General features: G+C 62.5%; 15 protein-coding genes. 10 read left to right on the forward strand and 5 right to left on the reverse strand.

Going from position 1 to position 15,690, the window contains the following annotated elements; translation table 11 throughout:
- Nucleotides 1-8 precede the first annotated feature (8 nt).
- The 5 genes from hfq (at nucleotide 9) to HY852_RS00165 (ending at nucleotide 4,987) form a co-directional block, all read left to right on the forward strand.
- Nucleotides 9-257 carry an RNA chaperone Hfq gene (hfq, locus tag HY852_RS00145; protein ID WP_006613906.1) on the forward strand — a complete coding sequence of 83 codons (249 nt, stop codon included), beginning with the start codon at nucleotides 9-11 and terminating at the stop codon, nucleotides 255-257.
- Between the two features lie 11 nt (nucleotides 258-268).
- Nucleotides 269-1,648, forward strand: a complete 1,380-nt coding sequence (gene hflX / locus HY852_RS00150; protein WP_291601491.1) for a GTPase HflX — start codon at nucleotides 269-271, stop codon at nucleotides 1,646-1,648.
- 44 nt (nucleotides 1,649-1,692) lie between these two features.
- The gene (locus HY852_RS00155) at nucleotides 1,693-2,613 is read left to right on the forward strand and encodes a hypothetical protein (RefSeq protein ID WP_291601492.1); all 921 of its coding nucleotides are present in this window, start codon (nucleotides 1,693-1,695) and stop codon (nucleotides 2,611-2,613) included.
- 231 nt (nucleotides 2,614-2,844) lie between these two features.
- Nucleotides 2,845-3,555, forward strand: a complete 711-nt coding sequence (locus tag HY852_RS00160) for a hypothetical protein (protein ID WP_291601493.1) — start codon at nucleotides 2,845-2,847, stop codon at nucleotides 3,553-3,555.
- 208 nt (nucleotides 3,556-3,763) lie between these two features.
- A complete protein-coding gene (locus HY852_RS00165; protein WP_291601494.1) occupies nucleotides 3,764-4,987 on the forward strand; it encodes a TadE/TadG family type IV pilus assembly protein in 1,224 nt (407 codons plus the stop codon).
- Nucleotides 4,988-5,011: 24 nt separating this feature from the next.
- Here HY852_RS00165 and mazG read toward each other — a convergent pair whose 3' ends face one another.
- Complete coding sequence (gene mazG / locus HY852_RS00170) at nucleotides 5,012-5,827, reverse strand: nucleoside triphosphate pyrophosphohydrolase (RefSeq protein WP_291601495.1); 816 nt, start codon at nucleotides 5,825-5,827, stop codon at nucleotides 5,012-5,014.
- 124 nt (nucleotides 5,828-5,951) lie between these two features.
- Between mazG and queC the strand changes: the two genes are divergently transcribed.
- Entirely contained in the window at nucleotides 5,952-6,668 is a 717-nt protein-coding gene (gene queC, locus HY852_RS00175) for a 7-cyano-7-deazaguanine synthase QueC (RefSeq protein WP_291601496.1), read from the forward strand.
- Nucleotides 6,669-6,715: 47 nt separating this feature from the next.
- On the opposite strand, the gene HY852_RS00180 is transcribed toward queC, so the two are convergent.
- From HY852_RS00180 to nthA, 4 genes are all read right to left on the reverse strand, one after another.
- Nucleotides 6,716-9,214 (reverse strand): patatin-like protein, encoded by a 2,499-nt coding sequence (locus HY852_RS00180; RefSeq protein ID WP_291601497.1) that lies wholly within the window; start codon nucleotides 9,212-9,214, stop codon nucleotides 6,716-6,718.
- 135 nt (nucleotides 9,215-9,349) lie between these two features.
- Nucleotides 9,350-9,745 carry a nitrile hydratase accessory protein gene (locus HY852_RS00185; RefSeq protein WP_291601498.1) on the reverse strand — a complete coding sequence of 132 codons (396 nt, stop codon included), beginning with the start codon at nucleotides 9,743-9,745 and terminating at the stop codon, nucleotides 9,350-9,352.
- Nucleotides 9,745-10,404, reverse strand: a complete 660-nt coding sequence (gene nthB / locus HY852_RS00190) for a nitrile hydratase subunit beta (protein ID WP_291601499.1) — start codon at nucleotides 10,402-10,404, stop codon at nucleotides 9,745-9,747. Before nthB ends, HY852_RS00185 begins: the two co-directional genes overlap by 1 nt.
- Nucleotides 10,404-11,030, reverse strand: a complete 627-nt coding sequence (gene nthA, locus HY852_RS00195; protein WP_291601500.1) for a nitrile hydratase subunit alpha — start codon at nucleotides 11,028-11,030, stop codon at nucleotides 10,404-10,406. The genes nthB and nthA overlap by 1 nt, the downstream gene beginning before the upstream one ends.
- 122 nt (nucleotides 11,031-11,152) lie before the next feature.
- On the opposite strand from nthA, the gene HY852_RS00200 reads away from it, so the two are divergent.
- The 4 genes from HY852_RS00200 (at nucleotide 11,153) to megL (ending at nucleotide 15,452) form a co-directional block, all read left to right on the forward strand.
- A complete protein-coding gene (locus tag HY852_RS00200) occupies nucleotides 11,153-11,959 on the forward strand; it encodes an enoyl-CoA hydratase/isomerase family protein (RefSeq protein ID WP_291601502.1) in 807 nt (268 codons plus the stop codon).
- 392 nt (nucleotides 11,960-12,351) lie between these two features.
- Nucleotides 12,352-12,672 (forward strand): DUF1476 domain-containing protein, encoded by a 321-nt coding sequence (locus HY852_RS00205; protein ID WP_291601504.1) that lies wholly within the window; start codon nucleotides 12,352-12,354, stop codon nucleotides 12,670-12,672.
- Nucleotides 12,673-12,882: 210 nt separating this feature from the next.
- Entirely contained in the window at nucleotides 12,883-13,974 is a 1,092-nt protein-coding gene (locus HY852_RS00210; RefSeq protein WP_291601506.1) for a hypothetical protein, read from the forward strand.
- Nucleotides 13,975-14,252: 278 nt separating this feature from the next.
- Nucleotides 14,253-15,452, forward strand: a complete 1,200-nt coding sequence (gene megL, locus HY852_RS00215) for a methionine gamma-lyase (RefSeq protein ID WP_291601508.1) — start codon at nucleotides 14,253-14,255, stop codon at nucleotides 15,450-15,452.
- Nucleotides 15,453-15,690 lie beyond the last annotated feature (238 nt).

The raw sequence follows: 15,690 nt of genomic DNA on the forward strand, positions 1-15,690 counted from the left end.
CAAAAAAGATGGCGGCAGACCGCGCACAAAATCTACAAGACACCTTCCTTAATCACGTTCGCAAAACCAAGACGCCACTGACGATTTTTCTGGTCAACGGAGTGAAGCTGCAGGGGATTGTGACCTGGTTCGACAATTTCTGCCTGCTGCTGCGGCGCGACGGTCATTCGCAGCTGGTTTACAAGCACGCGATCTCGACCATCATGCCGGGCGCCCCGATCCAGCTGTTCGAGGGCGGCGAGGATGCATCGGCTTGAGAGTGATTTGATTGGAACCCCGGAATTTCGACGGGGAAGCTGACCGTCCACGGTCAGCGAGGGGCAGGCATACAGGGCGGGTGATCGTCGTCGGCCCTTACTTGCGGATGCGCCGCGGCGACGCCGATGCGCAAGCGGAGGGGCATGGATTGCGCGATGCCGAGGCCCGGCTGGACGAAGCCAAGGGCCTCGCCCGCGCTATCGATTTGACGGTCGTCGACGCGCTGATCGCGCCGGTCGGCCAGATCAGGCCGGCAACCTATCTCGGAAAGGGCAAGGTCGAAGAACTCGCCGGCCTTGTGGCCGGCCACGACATCGAGCTCGTGGTGATGGATTGCGCGCTGTCGCCGATCCAGCAGCGCAATCTCGAGAAGGCTTGGAATGCCAAGGTGCTCGACCGCACCGGACTGATCCTGGAGATCTTCGGCCGCAGAGCCAAGACGAAAGAAGGCGCGCTGCAGGTCGAGCTTGCGCATCTGAACTACCAGCGTAGCCGTCTGGTGCGCTCGTGGACCCACCTCGAGCGGCAGCGCGGCGGCTTCGGCTTCCTCGGCGGTCCCGGCGAAACCCAGATCGAGGCCGACCGCCGCCTCATCTCCGAGCGCATCTCGCGCCTGGAGAACGAGCTCAAGAAAGTTCAGGCGACGCGGCGGCTGCACCGTGCCGGACGCCAGCGCGTGCCCTATCGCGTGGTCGCCCTGGTCGGCTACACCAACGCCGGCAAATCGACGCTGTTCAACCGCCTGACCCGCGCCGAGGTGCAGGCGGCCGACATGCTGTTTGCGACGCTTGATCCGACCTTGCGCGCCTTGAGCCTGCCGTATGGCGGCAAGGCGATGCTGTCCGACACCGTCGGGTTCATCTCCAACCTGCCGACGCAACTCGTCGCCGCCTTCCGCGCCACCCTGGAGGAGGTGCTGGAAGCGGACGTCATTCTCCACGTCCGCGACATCTCGCATGAGGACGCCGAGGCGCAGCAGCGCGACGTCGATGCGGTCTTGCGCCAGCTCGGCATCAACCCGGACGACGGCGGACGGATCATCGAGGTCTGGAACAAGATCGATCGCTTCGATCCCGAGCAGCGCGAGAAGCTCGAGAACATCGCCGCGCGCCGGTCGGCGGAGCATCCGGCGCTGCTGGTTTCGGCCGAGACCGGGGAGGGCGTCGACGCGCTGCTCGCCGCGATCGAGCAGCGCCTGGCTGCCAAGCGCACGACGCTCGATTTGTCGGTCGATGCCTCCGACGGCGCCGGTATCAGCTGGCTGCACCGCAATTCGGAAGTGCTCGCCAAGGAGCTGCACGACGGCCGCTTCGACATGACGGTGCGGGTCGACGAGACCAAGCGCGACATCGTGGTGTCGCGCTTCGATGCCGTGCCGCACGGGCCCTGAGTCGGCTTTCGTGACCGCCGAACCGCTCCCTGGAGTGACGTCGAATGAGGCTTGAACTGCCCCTGTGGGCTTTGCTGCTGTTCTCGTTCGCGTCTTTCGTCGTCTCGCACTGGATCTTCACCGTTCCCGCGGGCATCGGCCTGGCGGTTCTTGGATGGCGCGGGGCTCCGTGGCTTGGGAGTTTTCGATGGCTGGCGTTCGGCGCCTCGGCGCTCCTGGCGATGCCGTTTGTTCTGGCCGCGTTCTTCGCAGTTCGCGACGAGATAAACGCGGCGACCGCTCGGGCGAAGTATCTGCGCACGCTCGAGCGAGATGAGACCGTCACCGGTCTGCCACTGTACGCCGGCACCAGGATCTGGTTCGCGGACGAGGCTCACACAACCATTCGCTCTGTCGAACTGCCACGCCTCACCACCATTCTGGAAGTACCTTTCACAGGGACGGTGGTGTGGAGCGAAACAGTCGAAACCTGGGCCGGCATGCTCGATGCCGATCACAGTATCGGCGGATGGCCCTGTCGCCGCGGATGGATCGAAATCGGACGCGACGGCACATTACGGCGCTGCGAGCTGGCATCGGCGCATCGTTTCTTCGACTACGAGCTGCCGGCTGACACAAAGGTCAGCCTTCTCGCAGCGAACAACGCGTGGAATTTCTCCATTCCGCAGGACAAGGGGCTTGCCATCAAGGCCTTGTCTGCGACGGCGCCGGGCGGAATTTCGCTTCAGGTCTCCGGCGAAGGGCGCCTGAAGGCAATCCATTCGGGAACCGGCCAAACCATCGTTGTGCACGGGGTCCGGCTGAACAGCATGAATGTCCGCTTCTCCGAGCAGGCGGCGTTTGGTGAGGCTGCGGAGCCGTTCGTGGTTGCGGGCGAGCAACAGCCTGCCGGCACTGCGGTCAAGATCGATCTCCTGGATGGCACCGTATCGCTCGCCGGGCCCAAATGGTGGTTGTCGGAATAACCACCGGCATCATGTGAACCTCGGAGCGCTCGCGAAGGACAAAGAGCCTGGGATCACTCTGGGCAACTGACCTTGCCTGACTTCGGTCTCGCGCTTCGACGCGACGATGTGTGGGGATATCTCCATGCGAGGATGGCGATGTCGGACCTTTGATGCCGTGCCGCACGATTGCGCCGCACGGGTGAGTCGGCTTTTCGGGAGCGCCGAACCGCTCACAGGAGTGACGTCGAGATGCTTGAACCGCCCCTGTGGGACTTGCTGCTATTCTCGTTCGCGTCTTTCGTCGCCTCCCACTGGATTCTCACTATTCCCGCTGCCGTCGGCCTGGCGGTTCTTGGATGGCGCGGTGGCCCGCGGCTCAAGAGCTTTCGATGGCTGGCGTTCGGCGCCTCGGCGATCCTGGCGATGCCGTTTGTCTTGGCCGTGCTTTTCGCACTTCACGACAAGATACGCGCGGCGAACGCCCAGGCGAAGTTTCTGCGCGGGTGGCCCTGCCGCTGGGGATCGGTCGCAATCTCGAGCGACCGCATGTGGGAGAGATGCGAACTCGCCTCAGCGCATGCTTTCTTCGATTACGAGCTGCCGGTTGGCACAAGGCTCAGTTACCTTTCAGAGACTGACGAGTGGTCTTTCTTGATCCCGGAGGGCAAGGGGCTTGCCATCAAGGCTCTGTCCGCAACGGTGCCGGGCGCCTTTTCGCTCGAAGCTTCCGGCGATGGGCACCTGAAGGGAATCACCTCGAAGGGCGGACAAACCATCGTCGTATATGGTGTTGTGCTGGGGACGATGTACGTCCGCTTCTCGGGGCAAGCGGTGTTCGGGAAGACTTCACAATCAACTGTGGTTGCGGGCGAGCAACAGCCTGCCGGCACTGCGGTCAAGATCGACCTCTTGACCGGCGCCGTATCACTGGCCGGGCCCAAATGGTGCTTGTCGGAATAACCACCGGCATCATGTGAACCTTGGAGCGCTCGCGAAGAGCGTGCAAACCGAAGCATCGAGCGTTACCGCCAGAGGACGCGGACCCCCGTAAATGTACGGGCGTATTCGCCCGGGGGTGTTCGAGCGAGGTTTCAGAATCTCGATTAAGGCATTCTTCAATGGGGGTTCCGCATTTAGAGCTACCTTAAATCGCTTCCTATATGCAGCCATGTCACTTCATCGACTCCTTGCCAGCCTTTGCCATCTCGTCAGCCGGTTCTGCCGTGCGAGCGATGGCAACATCGTGGTCAATTTCGCGATCGCGTGCATCCCGATCATCGGTGCAATGGGTACCGCGGTCGATTACTCCAAGGCCAACGACATCAAGTCCCAGCTGCAGAAGTCGCTGGATTCGGCGGTGCTCGCCGGCATCGTCCAGCCTCCCCAACAGCAGATCTCGACCGCGTCAGGGACCTTCGTCGGCAATTTCAATGCCCGGTACGGAACGAGTGCGACCGCATCATTCACGCAGAACAACGACGGGTCGCTGACCGGTAGCGCGACCTCCGACGTCCAAGCCTCCTTTCTGGCGGTGTTTGGCGTCAACTCAATTCCCGTGACGGCGACCGCGACCGCAAGTTCCCGTCAGTCGAAATCAGACGTCTGCATTCTCCTCGTCAATCCGTTGAGGACGCAGGCGCTGCTGGTGAACTCCGGCGCCAAGATCGAGGCGCCGAGCTGCGAAATTCACGTGCGGTCCACCCAAAGCCCTGCCGCCATCTTCAACGACACGCTGAATGTCAAGCGCATCTGCGTGAAGGGCTCGTTCGTGATCAAGAACGGCGGCGTGAAGCCGCCCGTTGAAACCAGTTGCGATGCAATCAGCGATCCTTTCGTCGGAAAGCTACCGACCGTGAGCGTCGGCGCCTGCGACCACAACGGTCAGGTCTACAATCCCGGTCACGTCACCCTCAGTCCTGGCGTTTATTGCGGCTGGACCAACTTCAACGGCTCGGGCGCGTTGACGCTCAACCCGGGGCTCTACGTCATCAAGAACGGCGGAATGATATTCAATTCCGGCTGGAGCGTCACCGGCACCGGCGTGACCTTCTATCTCGTCGACCAGAACGCGACGATCACGTTCAACGGCAACGTCACCGCGAAGCTGTCCGCTCCGACATCCGGAACCTACGCCAACATCCTGATGTTCGAGCCGAACGGACTTTCCAACACAAATCTGCCGATCAACGGAACGTCCGGCAGCCGGCTCACCGGACTGATGTATCTGCCGAGCCGGGATGTCATCATCAACTCGGTATCGAACATGAACACCAACAACGTCACGATGGTGTTCTCGACGCTGATCCTGAACCAGACCCACTGGTCGATTGCCGCGGGCGCGCTGTCGATGACGGCTTCGAGCGGCACGGGCAGCGCTTATCTTTCGAGATAGCCGCGGTTCCGCCCGGCGACCTCGTTACTCCTCACGCTTTGCCGCGTTCCACAGCGCGTCCATTTCTTCGAGCGTGGATTGCTCAAGCGAGCGCCCTTGCTCGGCAAGCTTGCGCTCGATGAAGGCAAAGCGACGTTCGAATTTGGCATTGGTGAAGCGGAGCGCGGCGTCCGGATCGGCATTGACGTGGCGCGCCAGGTTGACCAGCGCGAAGAGCAGGTCGCCGGTCTCCTCGGCAAGCTCCTCTTTGTCGTTGCGGTCGAGCGCGGCCTCGATCTCGTCGGCCTCTTCGCGGATCTTCTTCAAGACCGCGCGGGGATCGTTCCAGTCGAAGCCGACCGTGGAGGCTTTGCGCTGGAGCTCCATGGCGCGGGTCAGGGCAGGCTGCCCGGCCTTGATGCCCGACAGCAGCGACTTGTGCTGGTTCTGCTGAACCGGCCGCCGCGCGGCACGTTCGGCCTTCTCCTCGGCCTTGATACGATCCCACGCGCCCTCGACGTCGGTCGGGGTCAGGTTGCCGTCCGCATTACCAAACACGTGGGGATGGCGCCTGATCATCTTCCTCGTGATGGCCTCCACCACGTCACCGAAGGAAAAGGCGTTCTTCTCCTCCGCCATTCGGGCGTGGAAGACGACCTGCAGCAGGAGGTCGCCCAGCTCCTCACGCAGGTCGTCGAGGTCGCCGCGCGCGATCGCATCCGCCACCTCGTAGGCTTCCTCGATGGTGTAGGGGGCGATCGTCGAAAAATCCTGATCGAGGTCCCACGGGCACCCGGTGCCGGGAGAGCGCAAGCGCGCCATGATCTCGAGCAGGACGGAGATGTCGCGGGAAGGGGTCATCGGTCGGGCCTCGCAGGGAGCAGGCTTTATGCCGCAATTGCCGGGCGCGTCCCAGCCGGCGGACGCGGAACTGCCCTGATTTCCACCGCTTGGCCCGGACGTTAAGGAGTGCTACGGCCGACGCATGAACCAGCCCATTCAGTCAGATACCGCGCTCGTGCTGTTTTCGGGCGGACAGGATTCCACCACCTGTCTCGCCTGGGCGCTGAACCGGTTTTCCCGCGTCGAAACGCTCGGCTTCGACTACGGCCAGCGCCATGCCATCGAGCTCGCCTGCCGCGAACGGTTGCTGGTCGGCATCAAGCGCCTGCGCGCGGACTGGGCAGCCAGGCTCGGCGAAAGCCACACGCTGGAGATCCCGACGCTGGCGGCGATCTCGGAGACCGCGCTGACGCGCGACGTTGCGATCGCGATGGGCGCGGACGGCTTGCCCAACACCTTCGTGCCGGGGCGAAACCTGGTCTTCCTGACCTTCGCGGCGGCGCTGGCTTACCGGCGCGGCATCGCCAACATCGTCGGCGGCATGTGCGAGACGGACTATTCCGGCTATCCCGACTGCCGGGACGAGACGATCCGCGCCCTGCAATCAGCGCTGACGCTCGGCATGGCGAGACCGTTCGAGCTGCACACGCCGCTGATGTGGATCGACAAGGCACAGACCTGGAAGCTTGCGCATGAGCTCGGCGGGGCAGGGCTGGTCGGTCTGATCCGCGAGCACTCCCACACCTGCTATCTCGGAGAACGCGGCGCCGCGCACGACTGGGGCTACGGCTGCGGCCACTGTCCGGCATGCCAAGTGCGCGCGAAGGGATGGGGGGAGTATCTCGCGCGGGGTGGGTGACGGGCAGAAGCCGGTCCGATTGCCCGCGCTGCCATCGCCTGAAAGGATCACGTCTTCCTGGCGAGGTTGGCCGCTTCCACAGCGTCAATCGCAAGGCGCAGTTTCGCGATGAGCTCGGCACTGAGGGTCAGATTCTTCTCTTCAGCGTCGAGGATCTTGCGAAAACCGCGCAGCTTCAGCGCAAGAATCGACGTGCGCTGGTATTCAGGATCGATCCTTGCCGAGTTGCAGACAATATCGATCAACCTATCCAGGGCATGCAGGCGGCCGAGTAGATAGTCGTTCTCACGATAGCCCCGTGACAGGAACGCCGCGAAATGCCGGAAGCCGATGCCTTTGAGGCTGGCGGCACCACTGAATTCCGGCAGCGTCGTCGCATCCAGCGGGCTGATCCGGTCGACCAGGATCTCGTGGAGTTCGCCAACCTCGCGCCACGGCATCATCGGAAACATCAACACGTCCCAGAACGGAAATCCGAGGTAGTCGATCAGGATGTCGCGACGCGCATCCGGATGCCATGCTGCCGGATCGCAGGCGGCGAGCAGGTCGTCAATATCGCTGCTCCGGGATTCGAGGTCGATCTCCCGGGCCAGCTGGTTGACGAGGACGCCGATCGCTTCCCTATGTTGCTGTGCGAATGTCACCGCATAGGCCCGCAACTTTTCGGCATCGCCGGCCGCCGGAGCCGACCGAAACAGATCTTCGACCAGATCGCGGGTCGACTCTGCGAAGGCTCCTACGTCGGTACGGCGATTGAGATCCTGAATGCAGTCGTAGAAGCGCCCCTTGAGCTGGTCGATAGCCCGCCAATGATGCTCCGCAAAGGGGGCTCGATCGGCAAGCTGGTACAGCCGGTTTATCCCTTCGATCAGGAAGTGCAGGCGGCGCTTGCGGTAGTCGACGTCGAAATCCAGCAGGAACTTCGCCCACCTTGGAAGCCCGATTGGCGTTCCAGCTGTCTCCCAATGGTCCGCGGTCGCGCCATTCGCGCTGTAGACCGCGCCAGCCTCGATCGCCCAGACGTCGACAATCTCGGCGATCGTGCGTCCAAATTGCGATTGCGCCGGCGCACCGCGAATGCCGGCGATGAGGCTGGCAATGAAGACGCGGACCGAAGACAGCTTCAGGCGAATGTAGCCCTGATAGGCGAATCCGGCATCGCTCACCAATTGGGTGTTGATCTGCTCGCGCCAGGAACGGATTACGTCGGATCCGATCGGCCGGTCCGGAAGCGCACCGATGATCCGATTGACGGAGGCGCTGATGTTCGGCCTGGCATTCTCGACGATCTCGCGCATTCGCCTGATGCGGTCGTTGAAATCGGCGATCGAGCCAAGTTCGTCGGCAATCGGGTCCACACGCGGCAAATCGGATAATGCGCTTCTCAGCGTGGAGAAGAAGCCGGGGAGAGCGCGCCGGGCGGGTGCGGCGGTCCAGGTCGGATCGGGGTCGATATAGACCAGCCGGCGGTCCACGGGGCGGTACGCCGGCCGATCCCGGATCGCGGCAATGGCCTGCTCGAAAGGCCGGTTGTTGAGCACGCTGCCGTCGATGAAATAGATGGCCGTCGGGTCAACGTTCACGCGGGAATAGGGCGCGAAATTCCTCGCAAGGAACTGGCTGCGGCCCGGCCAGTCGATGTCGTTGCGAGCTACAAACTCGTCCATTTCCCTGATCTGAGCCGGCGGGAAAGCGCCGGGAAAAGAGGACGTCGCGCGCGCAGCGAACGCCAAAGCGGGCGCATCCTCCGCGAGGAAATCACTCCGGACCTCCCCGTTTGCCTGCCGGGAATAGCCGAAGTGCAGGATGTGGCGGTGCTCACGGTCGTGAATGACGGGCGGACTATGGATCGGAATTGATTGTTCAAAGCCGTGATAGTCGGTCACTGCGACATAGAGATCGAGCGCATGTCCGGCCGGCAGCAACGATCGCGCTCCATCGTGCCGGTCGACCATCGCGGTCACGGCGTTGTACATGAGTTCGGACATGCGCGAGCCGCTGAGGGGAGGTTTGAACCATCGCGAACGCACGAAGAGCGAAAGATTGCGACGGACTTCCGGATCCTTGACCGCCTCCCAAACGCCGACCGCATTCATCAGCCCGATCATGGGCCTCAAGATGAACTTGCTCGCAGCGTGGGCACGAGCCTCGTCGGCGAGAAGGTCGTTGACGTCGGCGTGATTGAGCCACAGGTCGCGCAACGCTCGCATCGGCAGATCGTGGCTGATCGCGCGTGCCAGCATGGTGCCGTTGATGCCGCCGGCGGATGCGCCGGCGATAATGTCGACAATGACCCGCAGTTCGAGAGTCTGGCCTATGTCCTGCAGCAGCTGGAAATAGATGTCGTCGGTATCGTATTCCGGATCGTCGCGGGGGAAGCGGTCGAAGAACTTGGTTTCCGAGCGCTCGAACCGATCCGGAATGGAATGCAGGACGCTCGATGCACGGACCAGCTTGAGAATTTCCCTGCTGATTCCGTACATGTAGACCGCAAGCGAGGTGCCGCCGAAGCAGACGAGCGCTATGCGGAGCTCTTTTTCTTTCAAGGAATCAGGTCCTTATCCCGACGACCTGAGAAAGGTACGCTTGCGCCGGATGCTCAGCAATGCTCCAGCCGGATGCGAAGTTGGCGCGGGCAAAGCGGGCGCGTTGAGCACGATCAGCTTCAATGGCCAATGCCGTCAAGCGATACCGGACGCAAAATCCTCCGGCCTCAGCTCGATCGGCTTGCCGTGCGGGGTGCGGTCGGCGGCGTGGTCCCAGGCGTCGCGATAGCGGTGCAATGTTTCGGTCGAAGTGACGCCCTTGGCGGCGACCAGCTTCTCCAGTGTCGCCAGCCAGTGCAGGTAATAGGTCTCGCCCGTGTCTGGATCGCCGGCGGCTTGCGCGCGGGCGATTTCCTCGCCCAGCGCGACGGTCCATTCCGGCCAGGTGAACAGGCCGCGTTCATGCAGCGTCACGGCGAGGGCGAAGGCATGGGCCTCCCACGGCGCATTGAATACCGGACCGTCGGCATCCTTCGGGATGCTCCGGACAGCTTGAACTGCCTTCTGCGCAGTTTCCGCGTTGGTCGGCATCAGGCCCGCTCCAGATAGGGTTCCCAGGCGTCGACCGATACCGTGAGGTTCGGGTCGGTCGCATCCGGCCACAGCTCTCTTGCCTCGAACGTCACGGTGTAGAGCCACTGCGGGTCTTCGCCGGCGCCCATTGCATTGCTGTCGGGGAAAACGTGGCAGCCCAACACGCGCTCGATCCGACCGATATGGCCGCGCACATAGTGCGGCAGGCGCGTATGCGTCGGTGGATGAATGTCTTTGGCCCGAATGCGGTCGCCAGCCGCGAACAGGGCAGGGCGCGCCGGCTCGCGTTCGGTCGGTCCGCCGCGCCGCAAGGTTGCTTCGACATTGTCGGCGGTGAGGATGCGGGCGACGGGTTTTGCCGCGTGCAGCGATTTTCCCGCTGCGATCTCGTCCGCGGCGATGAGCTGGCGCTCCAGCATTAATTGCTCGAGGCCCGCCAGCCAGATCTCGTAATAGCTCTTGCTGAGATAGTCCTCGGGCGGCCGGTTCTCGCGGGCAAAGCGCGACATGTCGATATTCCAGCCGCCCGGAGTCGCCATGGCGAGCGTGATCGCAAACACGCGACTTTCCCATTCGGCGTGAAACGGCGGCTCATTGGGTTCGGGCCGGACAGGACCCGACCAGGCCACGCCGCCCATGTCATGCGCGCCATCCATCAGGGAATCTCCCGTGGCTGTTTCGGGAAGCCGGTGCCGATCATGCTGTCGCGGGTGACAAGCTCGGCCAGGCGCTCTTCGCTCCAGCCCTCGGTGCCGGCGGGGCGCATCGGCAGGACGAGGTAGCGGATTTCCGCGGTCGAATCCCACACGCGGATATTGGTCGTCTCCGGCAATTCGCAGCCGAAATCCCCGAGCACCCCGCGCGGGTCCTTTACCACCTTCGAGCGGTACGGCGCCGACTTGTACCACACCGGCGGCAATCCCAGCACCGGCCACGGATAGCAGGAGCACAGCGTGCACACGACCATATTGTGCTGGGAGGGGGTGTTCTCGACCACCTGGATGTGTTCGCCCTGCCGGCCGGCATAGCCGAGCTCGGCGATCGCGGAGGTGCCGTCCTTGAGCAGGCGGGCGTGATAGGCAGGATCGGTCCAGGCGCGCGCCACCACCCGCGCGCCATTCCGCGGGCCGACCTTGGTCTCGTAGGTCTCGATCAGGAGGTCCAGCGCGGCCGGATCGAGATAGCCCTTTTCGGTGAGGATGCTCTCCAGCGCGCGCACGCGCAGGTCGGTCTCGGAAAGTTCCGAATGGTCGTGATCGTGGGGATGATCGTGACTTGTCATGGAGGCAAAGATAGGCGCAATCCTCCCGGCGTGTCGAGCCGTCAGGCTTTCCGAGGGCCGCGTGTTCCAGATGCCGTTTGTGCGCTAACATTGCCGGCAAACGCACCTCAGGAGGAGCCCGTATGACGGAATTCGTGAAGATCGAGAAAGGCCTCGGGCCGGAAGGGCGCATCGCGGTGGTGCGGTTCGACCGCGGCGACGGCATCAATGCCCTGTCGCCGGAGGCGCTGCGCCAGTTGACGGCGGCCGCGCGCAGCTTTGAGGACGATTCCTCCACCTCCGTCGTGGTGCTGACCGGCAGCACGGGTGCGTTCAGTGCCGGCTTCGATCTGAAGGATGCGGAAGGCCGCGCGCGCAAGGATATGGATCTCGGCAACCTGCGCCGGCATCTGAAGCTTGGGCCGCGCCTCACCCATGCCTGGCATGAGATGGAACAGATCACGATCGGTGCCATCGACGGATTCTGTATCGGCGGCGGCGTCGCGCTGGCGGTCGCGCTCGATTTCCGCGTCATGGGCCGTGACGCCCACATGCGCGTGCCCGAGATCGGGCTCGGCATGAACATGAGCTGGCAGAGCATTCCACGCATGCTCCACCTGATCGGCCCGGCGCGCACCAAGCAGGCCGTGATCCTGGCCGACCAGCGCATCTCGGCCGAGGAGGCCTATGAATGGGGGCTGGTAGAGCAGGTGGTCGATCCCGGCAAAGCGTTCGATGCCGCGATGGACCTCGCCCGCAAGGTCGCAAGCCAGCCGCCGCTGTCGGTCGCCATGACCAAGTTGACGGTGAACCGGCTCGCGCATGCGCTCGATGATCTTGCCAGCCACATGGACGTCGACCAGTTCGCGCTGGCAAGCCTGACGGAGGACCACAAGGAGGGCGTCGAGGCGTTCCTGGCCCGCCGCAAGCCGCAATTCAAGGGACGGTAGCGAGACGCCAACGACCAGCGAAGGTGATGGCCAAGCCCGCCAACAAGAGGGATTCCCCAGGCGACCTCCAGCGTGCGGATGAGGCGGATGCGCCATTCGCCCGCTACCTTGCCAAGCAGGCGCCGAGGCTCCGCTTGTTCCCGCGGTGACCGGGAAGGCGGAGAGCCTGCTGGATCTGCTGCCGCTGCGATGGAGCATCAGCCGACAAGAGCAATTCCAGGAAGAGGGCCGTCGGCCATACTGGCGGTCCGATGGCATCTCATGCTGGTATGGTGCGCGGACAATACCAACTCACGGGCCGGTGCATGACCGTTCCGGGTAGTTAGCAAGGCGGGCTCATCCACGCATCGAAGGAATACACTTTGGTATCGTATGGCAACGGGAGTGAAGTCATGACCCTGTTTGACAAGCGTGAACAAGGTTTTGAGGCGAAATTCGCGCACGACGAAGAGCTGAGATTCAAGGTGATGGCGCGCTGTAACAAATTGCTGGGCAACTGGGCGGCAGCCCAGCTCGGACTGTCGGGGGAGGCGGCTGCGGTCTACGCTAACGGGCTCGTCACGGCCAACCTGGAATCCCAAACAACTGATGAAACCCTGCGGAAGGTTTCGAAGGATCTGTCTGCCAAAGGCATTTCCGAGCAAGATGTGGCTCAGAAACTGAAGGAGTTCCTGCACATCGCCCTGGAACAAATTGAAGGCGCAGGCCGATGAGCCGCTGTCGTTATTGGCCCCAGGCGGGGCGCGGTTAGCGTCGGCCGGATCACGCGTTCGCCGCGTTGGCGGTGGCCGCACGCTCATGCCGCCCAGAAGCCCGAAGAGCAGCTTGGGGCATTTGTCCTTAGGGCCGCTCACGCCTGAAGGAAACGCCACTGCGCAACCAGCGCGACGCGGCTTGATCAAAATCAACGCCAGATAGATCCGTTGCGCGATACTTGCCATAGGAGGCGCGCCATGGCTCGAACTGCACCCTATTTCACCAGGACGCACGAGGATCCGGCAGTCTACCACAACCAGGACGACTGTCCGGACGGCACGCAGATCCTCGGGGATAACAAGGTCGTTGATGATCCGGTCAATCGGTCGCTCTGCTCGATGTGCGCCAAGCGTGGCTACGGGCACTACACCGATTGGCTCGCCACGCACACTGAGGACGCGGCCGAGCACTTGGACAAGAAGCTCGCGGCTCTACAGAAGCGCGTCCACGGGCGGGACGAAGCCTTGTCCCGAATTAAAGCCTATGACGAAGAAAGCGCGGAGTTTGCGGAGATAAAGGCCAAACGCAAAGCGCTGGAAAACAAAGGCAAGCTTACCGACGAAGAAGCCGCGACGCTTGGAGCGCTCAAGGAACGCTACGGCGAGCTTTACGCCGCCCTCCAAGCAAAGGCCGTTCAGCACAAGAAGGACCTCGATGCTCTCAAGCGTCTCGAAGGCGACGAAGCCAGGCATGACGAGGGGCAGATCAAGAGAGCCGAGGCGGAGGTCGAAGTGGCCCGGCGCAGCCGCGCGAACTGCGAGGAAGCGGCGACGGGGCTCGCAAAGGCTCATGCGGCAGCGATCCACGGCCGCAGCGACCCGGAGAAGGTCGAATTGATCGCCGACGTGGTCATGAACGAGGCCAGGGGGCAGGACCCCTATGTAAAGAAGTGCCTGGCCTACGCCTATCTGAATCTGACCGGCGGCGAACTGCGGCCGCCCAGGGGCGCAGAGATCAGTTATTTCACCCGCAGCAACATTCGGTTTGACGATCCGAAGGAAGGCGATCCGGTTCAGTACATCAAGAGTGTCGCGGAGAGCCTGGATGCAGTCCGCGAACGCCTGGACGATCCGAATCCTGAGAAGACCGATCCCACCGGTGGGGCCAATCATTGGGCGAGCCCGAAAAAACTGAGCGCGAAAAAGCGACAGGAGTACGATACCAAGACGGGCAGCTATAGCTGGTTGAACGGCGCCAAGAAGATCGTGCTCAAGGAAATCCCAGAGGAGACGTTCACCTTCTTCAAGACTAGCAAATAGGTCGGAGCGCTTGCGCCCTTGTTCGACATGCTGACCGCTCGGCGAGCCGCTCTCGATGTTGGTTCTGACGGCGGGCTCCGGACAGGTTTGCCGGGCCAATATCGGAATGGATCTTGAGCGAATGCGGGCCGGTCTTCGTCCGTCCTCATGAGGTCAGCACAAGCTGAAACGGAGTCGCAACTGCGGACTGCCGATGTTTCGATCCGCGGATCTTTGGCCTTCGGCACAAGATTCATGGCGGCACTTCAGCTATATGCTCCCCGGAAAGGGAGCTCGTTATGCAAGAAAAAGCCAAAGCCCGAGGGTTTGCGACTCGTGCCATTCACGAAGGCTACGACCCGCTCAGCTACCACGGTGCGCTGAATCCTCCAGTCTTCCTGACGTCGACCTACGCATTTGACAGTGCCGACACGGGAAGTGCCCGCTTCGCCGGCAAGGCGGAAGGCTACATCTACAGCCGCGTCGGAAATCCTACTGTCTCTATTCTCGAGACTCGGTTGGCGGCACTTGAAGAGGGCGAGGCGGCTCTTGCAACTTCGTCCGGCATGGGGGCGTTGACGGCGGTCATTTGGACGCTGCTCAAGAGCGGCGATGAGATCGTTGCGGATATAATGCTCTACGGCTGTACGTTCGGTCTTCTTGAACATCACATCGGCCGCTTTGGTGTGAAGGTGCTGTTTGCCGATCTGACCGACCCCTCCAAGCTCAAGGCGGCGATTGGCCCGCGTACGAGGATGGTCATCACCGAGACGCCGTCCAACCCGAACATGCGGATCATTGACATAGCGGACATCGCTGAGATCTGTCGGAAATCAGGAGTGCTGCTGGTCGTCGATAACACGTATTGCACACCGTATTTGCAGCGTCCGATCACGCTTGGCGCCGACATCGTCGTACATTCCGCGACCAAGTATCTCGGCGGCCATGGTGATCTAATCGCGGGCGCGGTTGTTGCCAGCAAGGCGCACATCGAACAGTTCCGCTTTACGGGGATCAAGGAGCTCAATGGCGCTTGCATCTCTGCGTTCGACGCGTTCCTGATCCTGAGGGGACTCAAGACGCTCAATCTGCGCATGGACCGGCATTGCTCAACGGCGGAAAGGCTGGCCGTTGACCTCGAGGGCCATCCAAACGTCGAGCGCGTCTACTATCCGGGCCTCGACAGCCATCCGCAGAAGGCCGTTGCGCGTCGTCAGATGCGTGCGATGGGTGGTATGATCGCGCTTGAATTGAGAGGGGGATTGGCCGCGGGACGAGCCTTCATGGACGGGGTCCAGCTTGCGACGCGCGCAGTCAGCCTGGGCGACGCGGAAACGCTCGTTCAACATCCGGCCAGCATGACGCACGCGACCTATGATCCTGATGAGCGCTCCAGTCACGGCTTTACCGACGGTCTGATCCGCCTGTCGATCGGCCTCGAAGACTACGAGGACATCCGCGCCGACCTCATGGGGGCGTTGGATCGAATAGGGCGCTAGAGGTCGTGGCCAGTGTTCGCCGCTTCGCCTATGTCCAAATACGGAATTCGCATAAGGTATATTATGGAATATATATTCCCATAGCTGGATCAGCTATTTAGCTCAAATTCCTGCCGCAGCGTATCAGCGGACGCGCATTCGTCGAGGCTTGCCGAACTATCTTGCCGGCAGCCTCAGCTCGCATGCGCATTCTCGTCGCCTAGCCTCAAACCGGTATTGCCGCAGCCGCTATCGGCTG

The organism is Bradyrhizobium sp., assembly GCF_016213215.1.
In the GTDB taxonomy this organism is placed as follows: domain Bacteria; phylum Pseudomonadota; class Alphaproteobacteria; order Rhizobiales; family Xanthobacteraceae; genus Bradyrhizobium.

Excerpts from the sequence above, each read along its gene's own strand:
- HY852_RS00165 (WP_291601494.1), top strand. The coding sequence starts at position 3,764 with ATGTCACTTCATCGACTCCTTGCCAGCCTTTGCCATCTCGTCAGCCGG.
- HY852_RS00155 (WP_291601492.1), top strand. The coding sequence starts at position 1,693 with ATGAGGCTTGAACTGCCCCTGTGGGCTTTGCTGCTGTTCTCGTTCGCG.
- hfq (WP_006613906.1), top strand. The coding sequence starts at position 9 with ATGGCGGCAGACCGCGCACAAAATCTACAAGACACCTTCCTTAATCAC.
- HY852_RS00200 (WP_291601502.1), top strand. The coding sequence starts at position 11,153 with ATGACGGAATTCGTGAAGATCGAGAAAGGCCTCGGGCCGGAAGGGCGC.
- queC (WP_291601496.1), top strand. The coding sequence starts at position 5,952 with ATGAACCAGCCCATTCAGTCAGATACCGCGCTCGTGCTGTTTTCGGGC.
- HY852_RS00185 (WP_291601498.1), bottom strand. The coding sequence starts at position 9,745 with ATGCCGACCAACGCGGAAACTGCGCAGAAGGCAGTTCAAGCTGTCCGG.
- HY852_RS00205 (WP_291601504.1), top strand. The coding sequence starts at position 12,352 with ATGACCCTGTTTGACAAGCGTGAACAAGGTTTTGAGGCGAAATTCGCG.
- megL (WP_291601508.1), top strand. The coding sequence starts at position 14,253 with ATGCAAGAAAAAGCCAAAGCCCGAGGGTTTGCGACTCGTGCCATTCAC.
- mazG (WP_291601495.1), bottom strand. The coding sequence starts at position 5,827 with ATGACCCCTTCCCGCGACATCTCCGTCCTGCTCGAGATCATGGCGCGC.
- nthA (WP_291601500.1), bottom strand. The coding sequence starts at position 11,030 with ATGACAAGTCACGATCATCCCCACGATCACGACCATTCGGAACTTTCC.
- nthB (WP_291601499.1), bottom strand. The coding sequence starts at position 10,404 with ATGGATGGCGCGCATGACATGGGCGGCGTGGCCTGGTCGGGTCCTGTC.
- HY852_RS00160 (WP_291601493.1), top strand. The coding sequence starts at position 2,845 with ATGCTTGAACCGCCCCTGTGGGACTTGCTGCTATTCTCGTTCGCGTCT.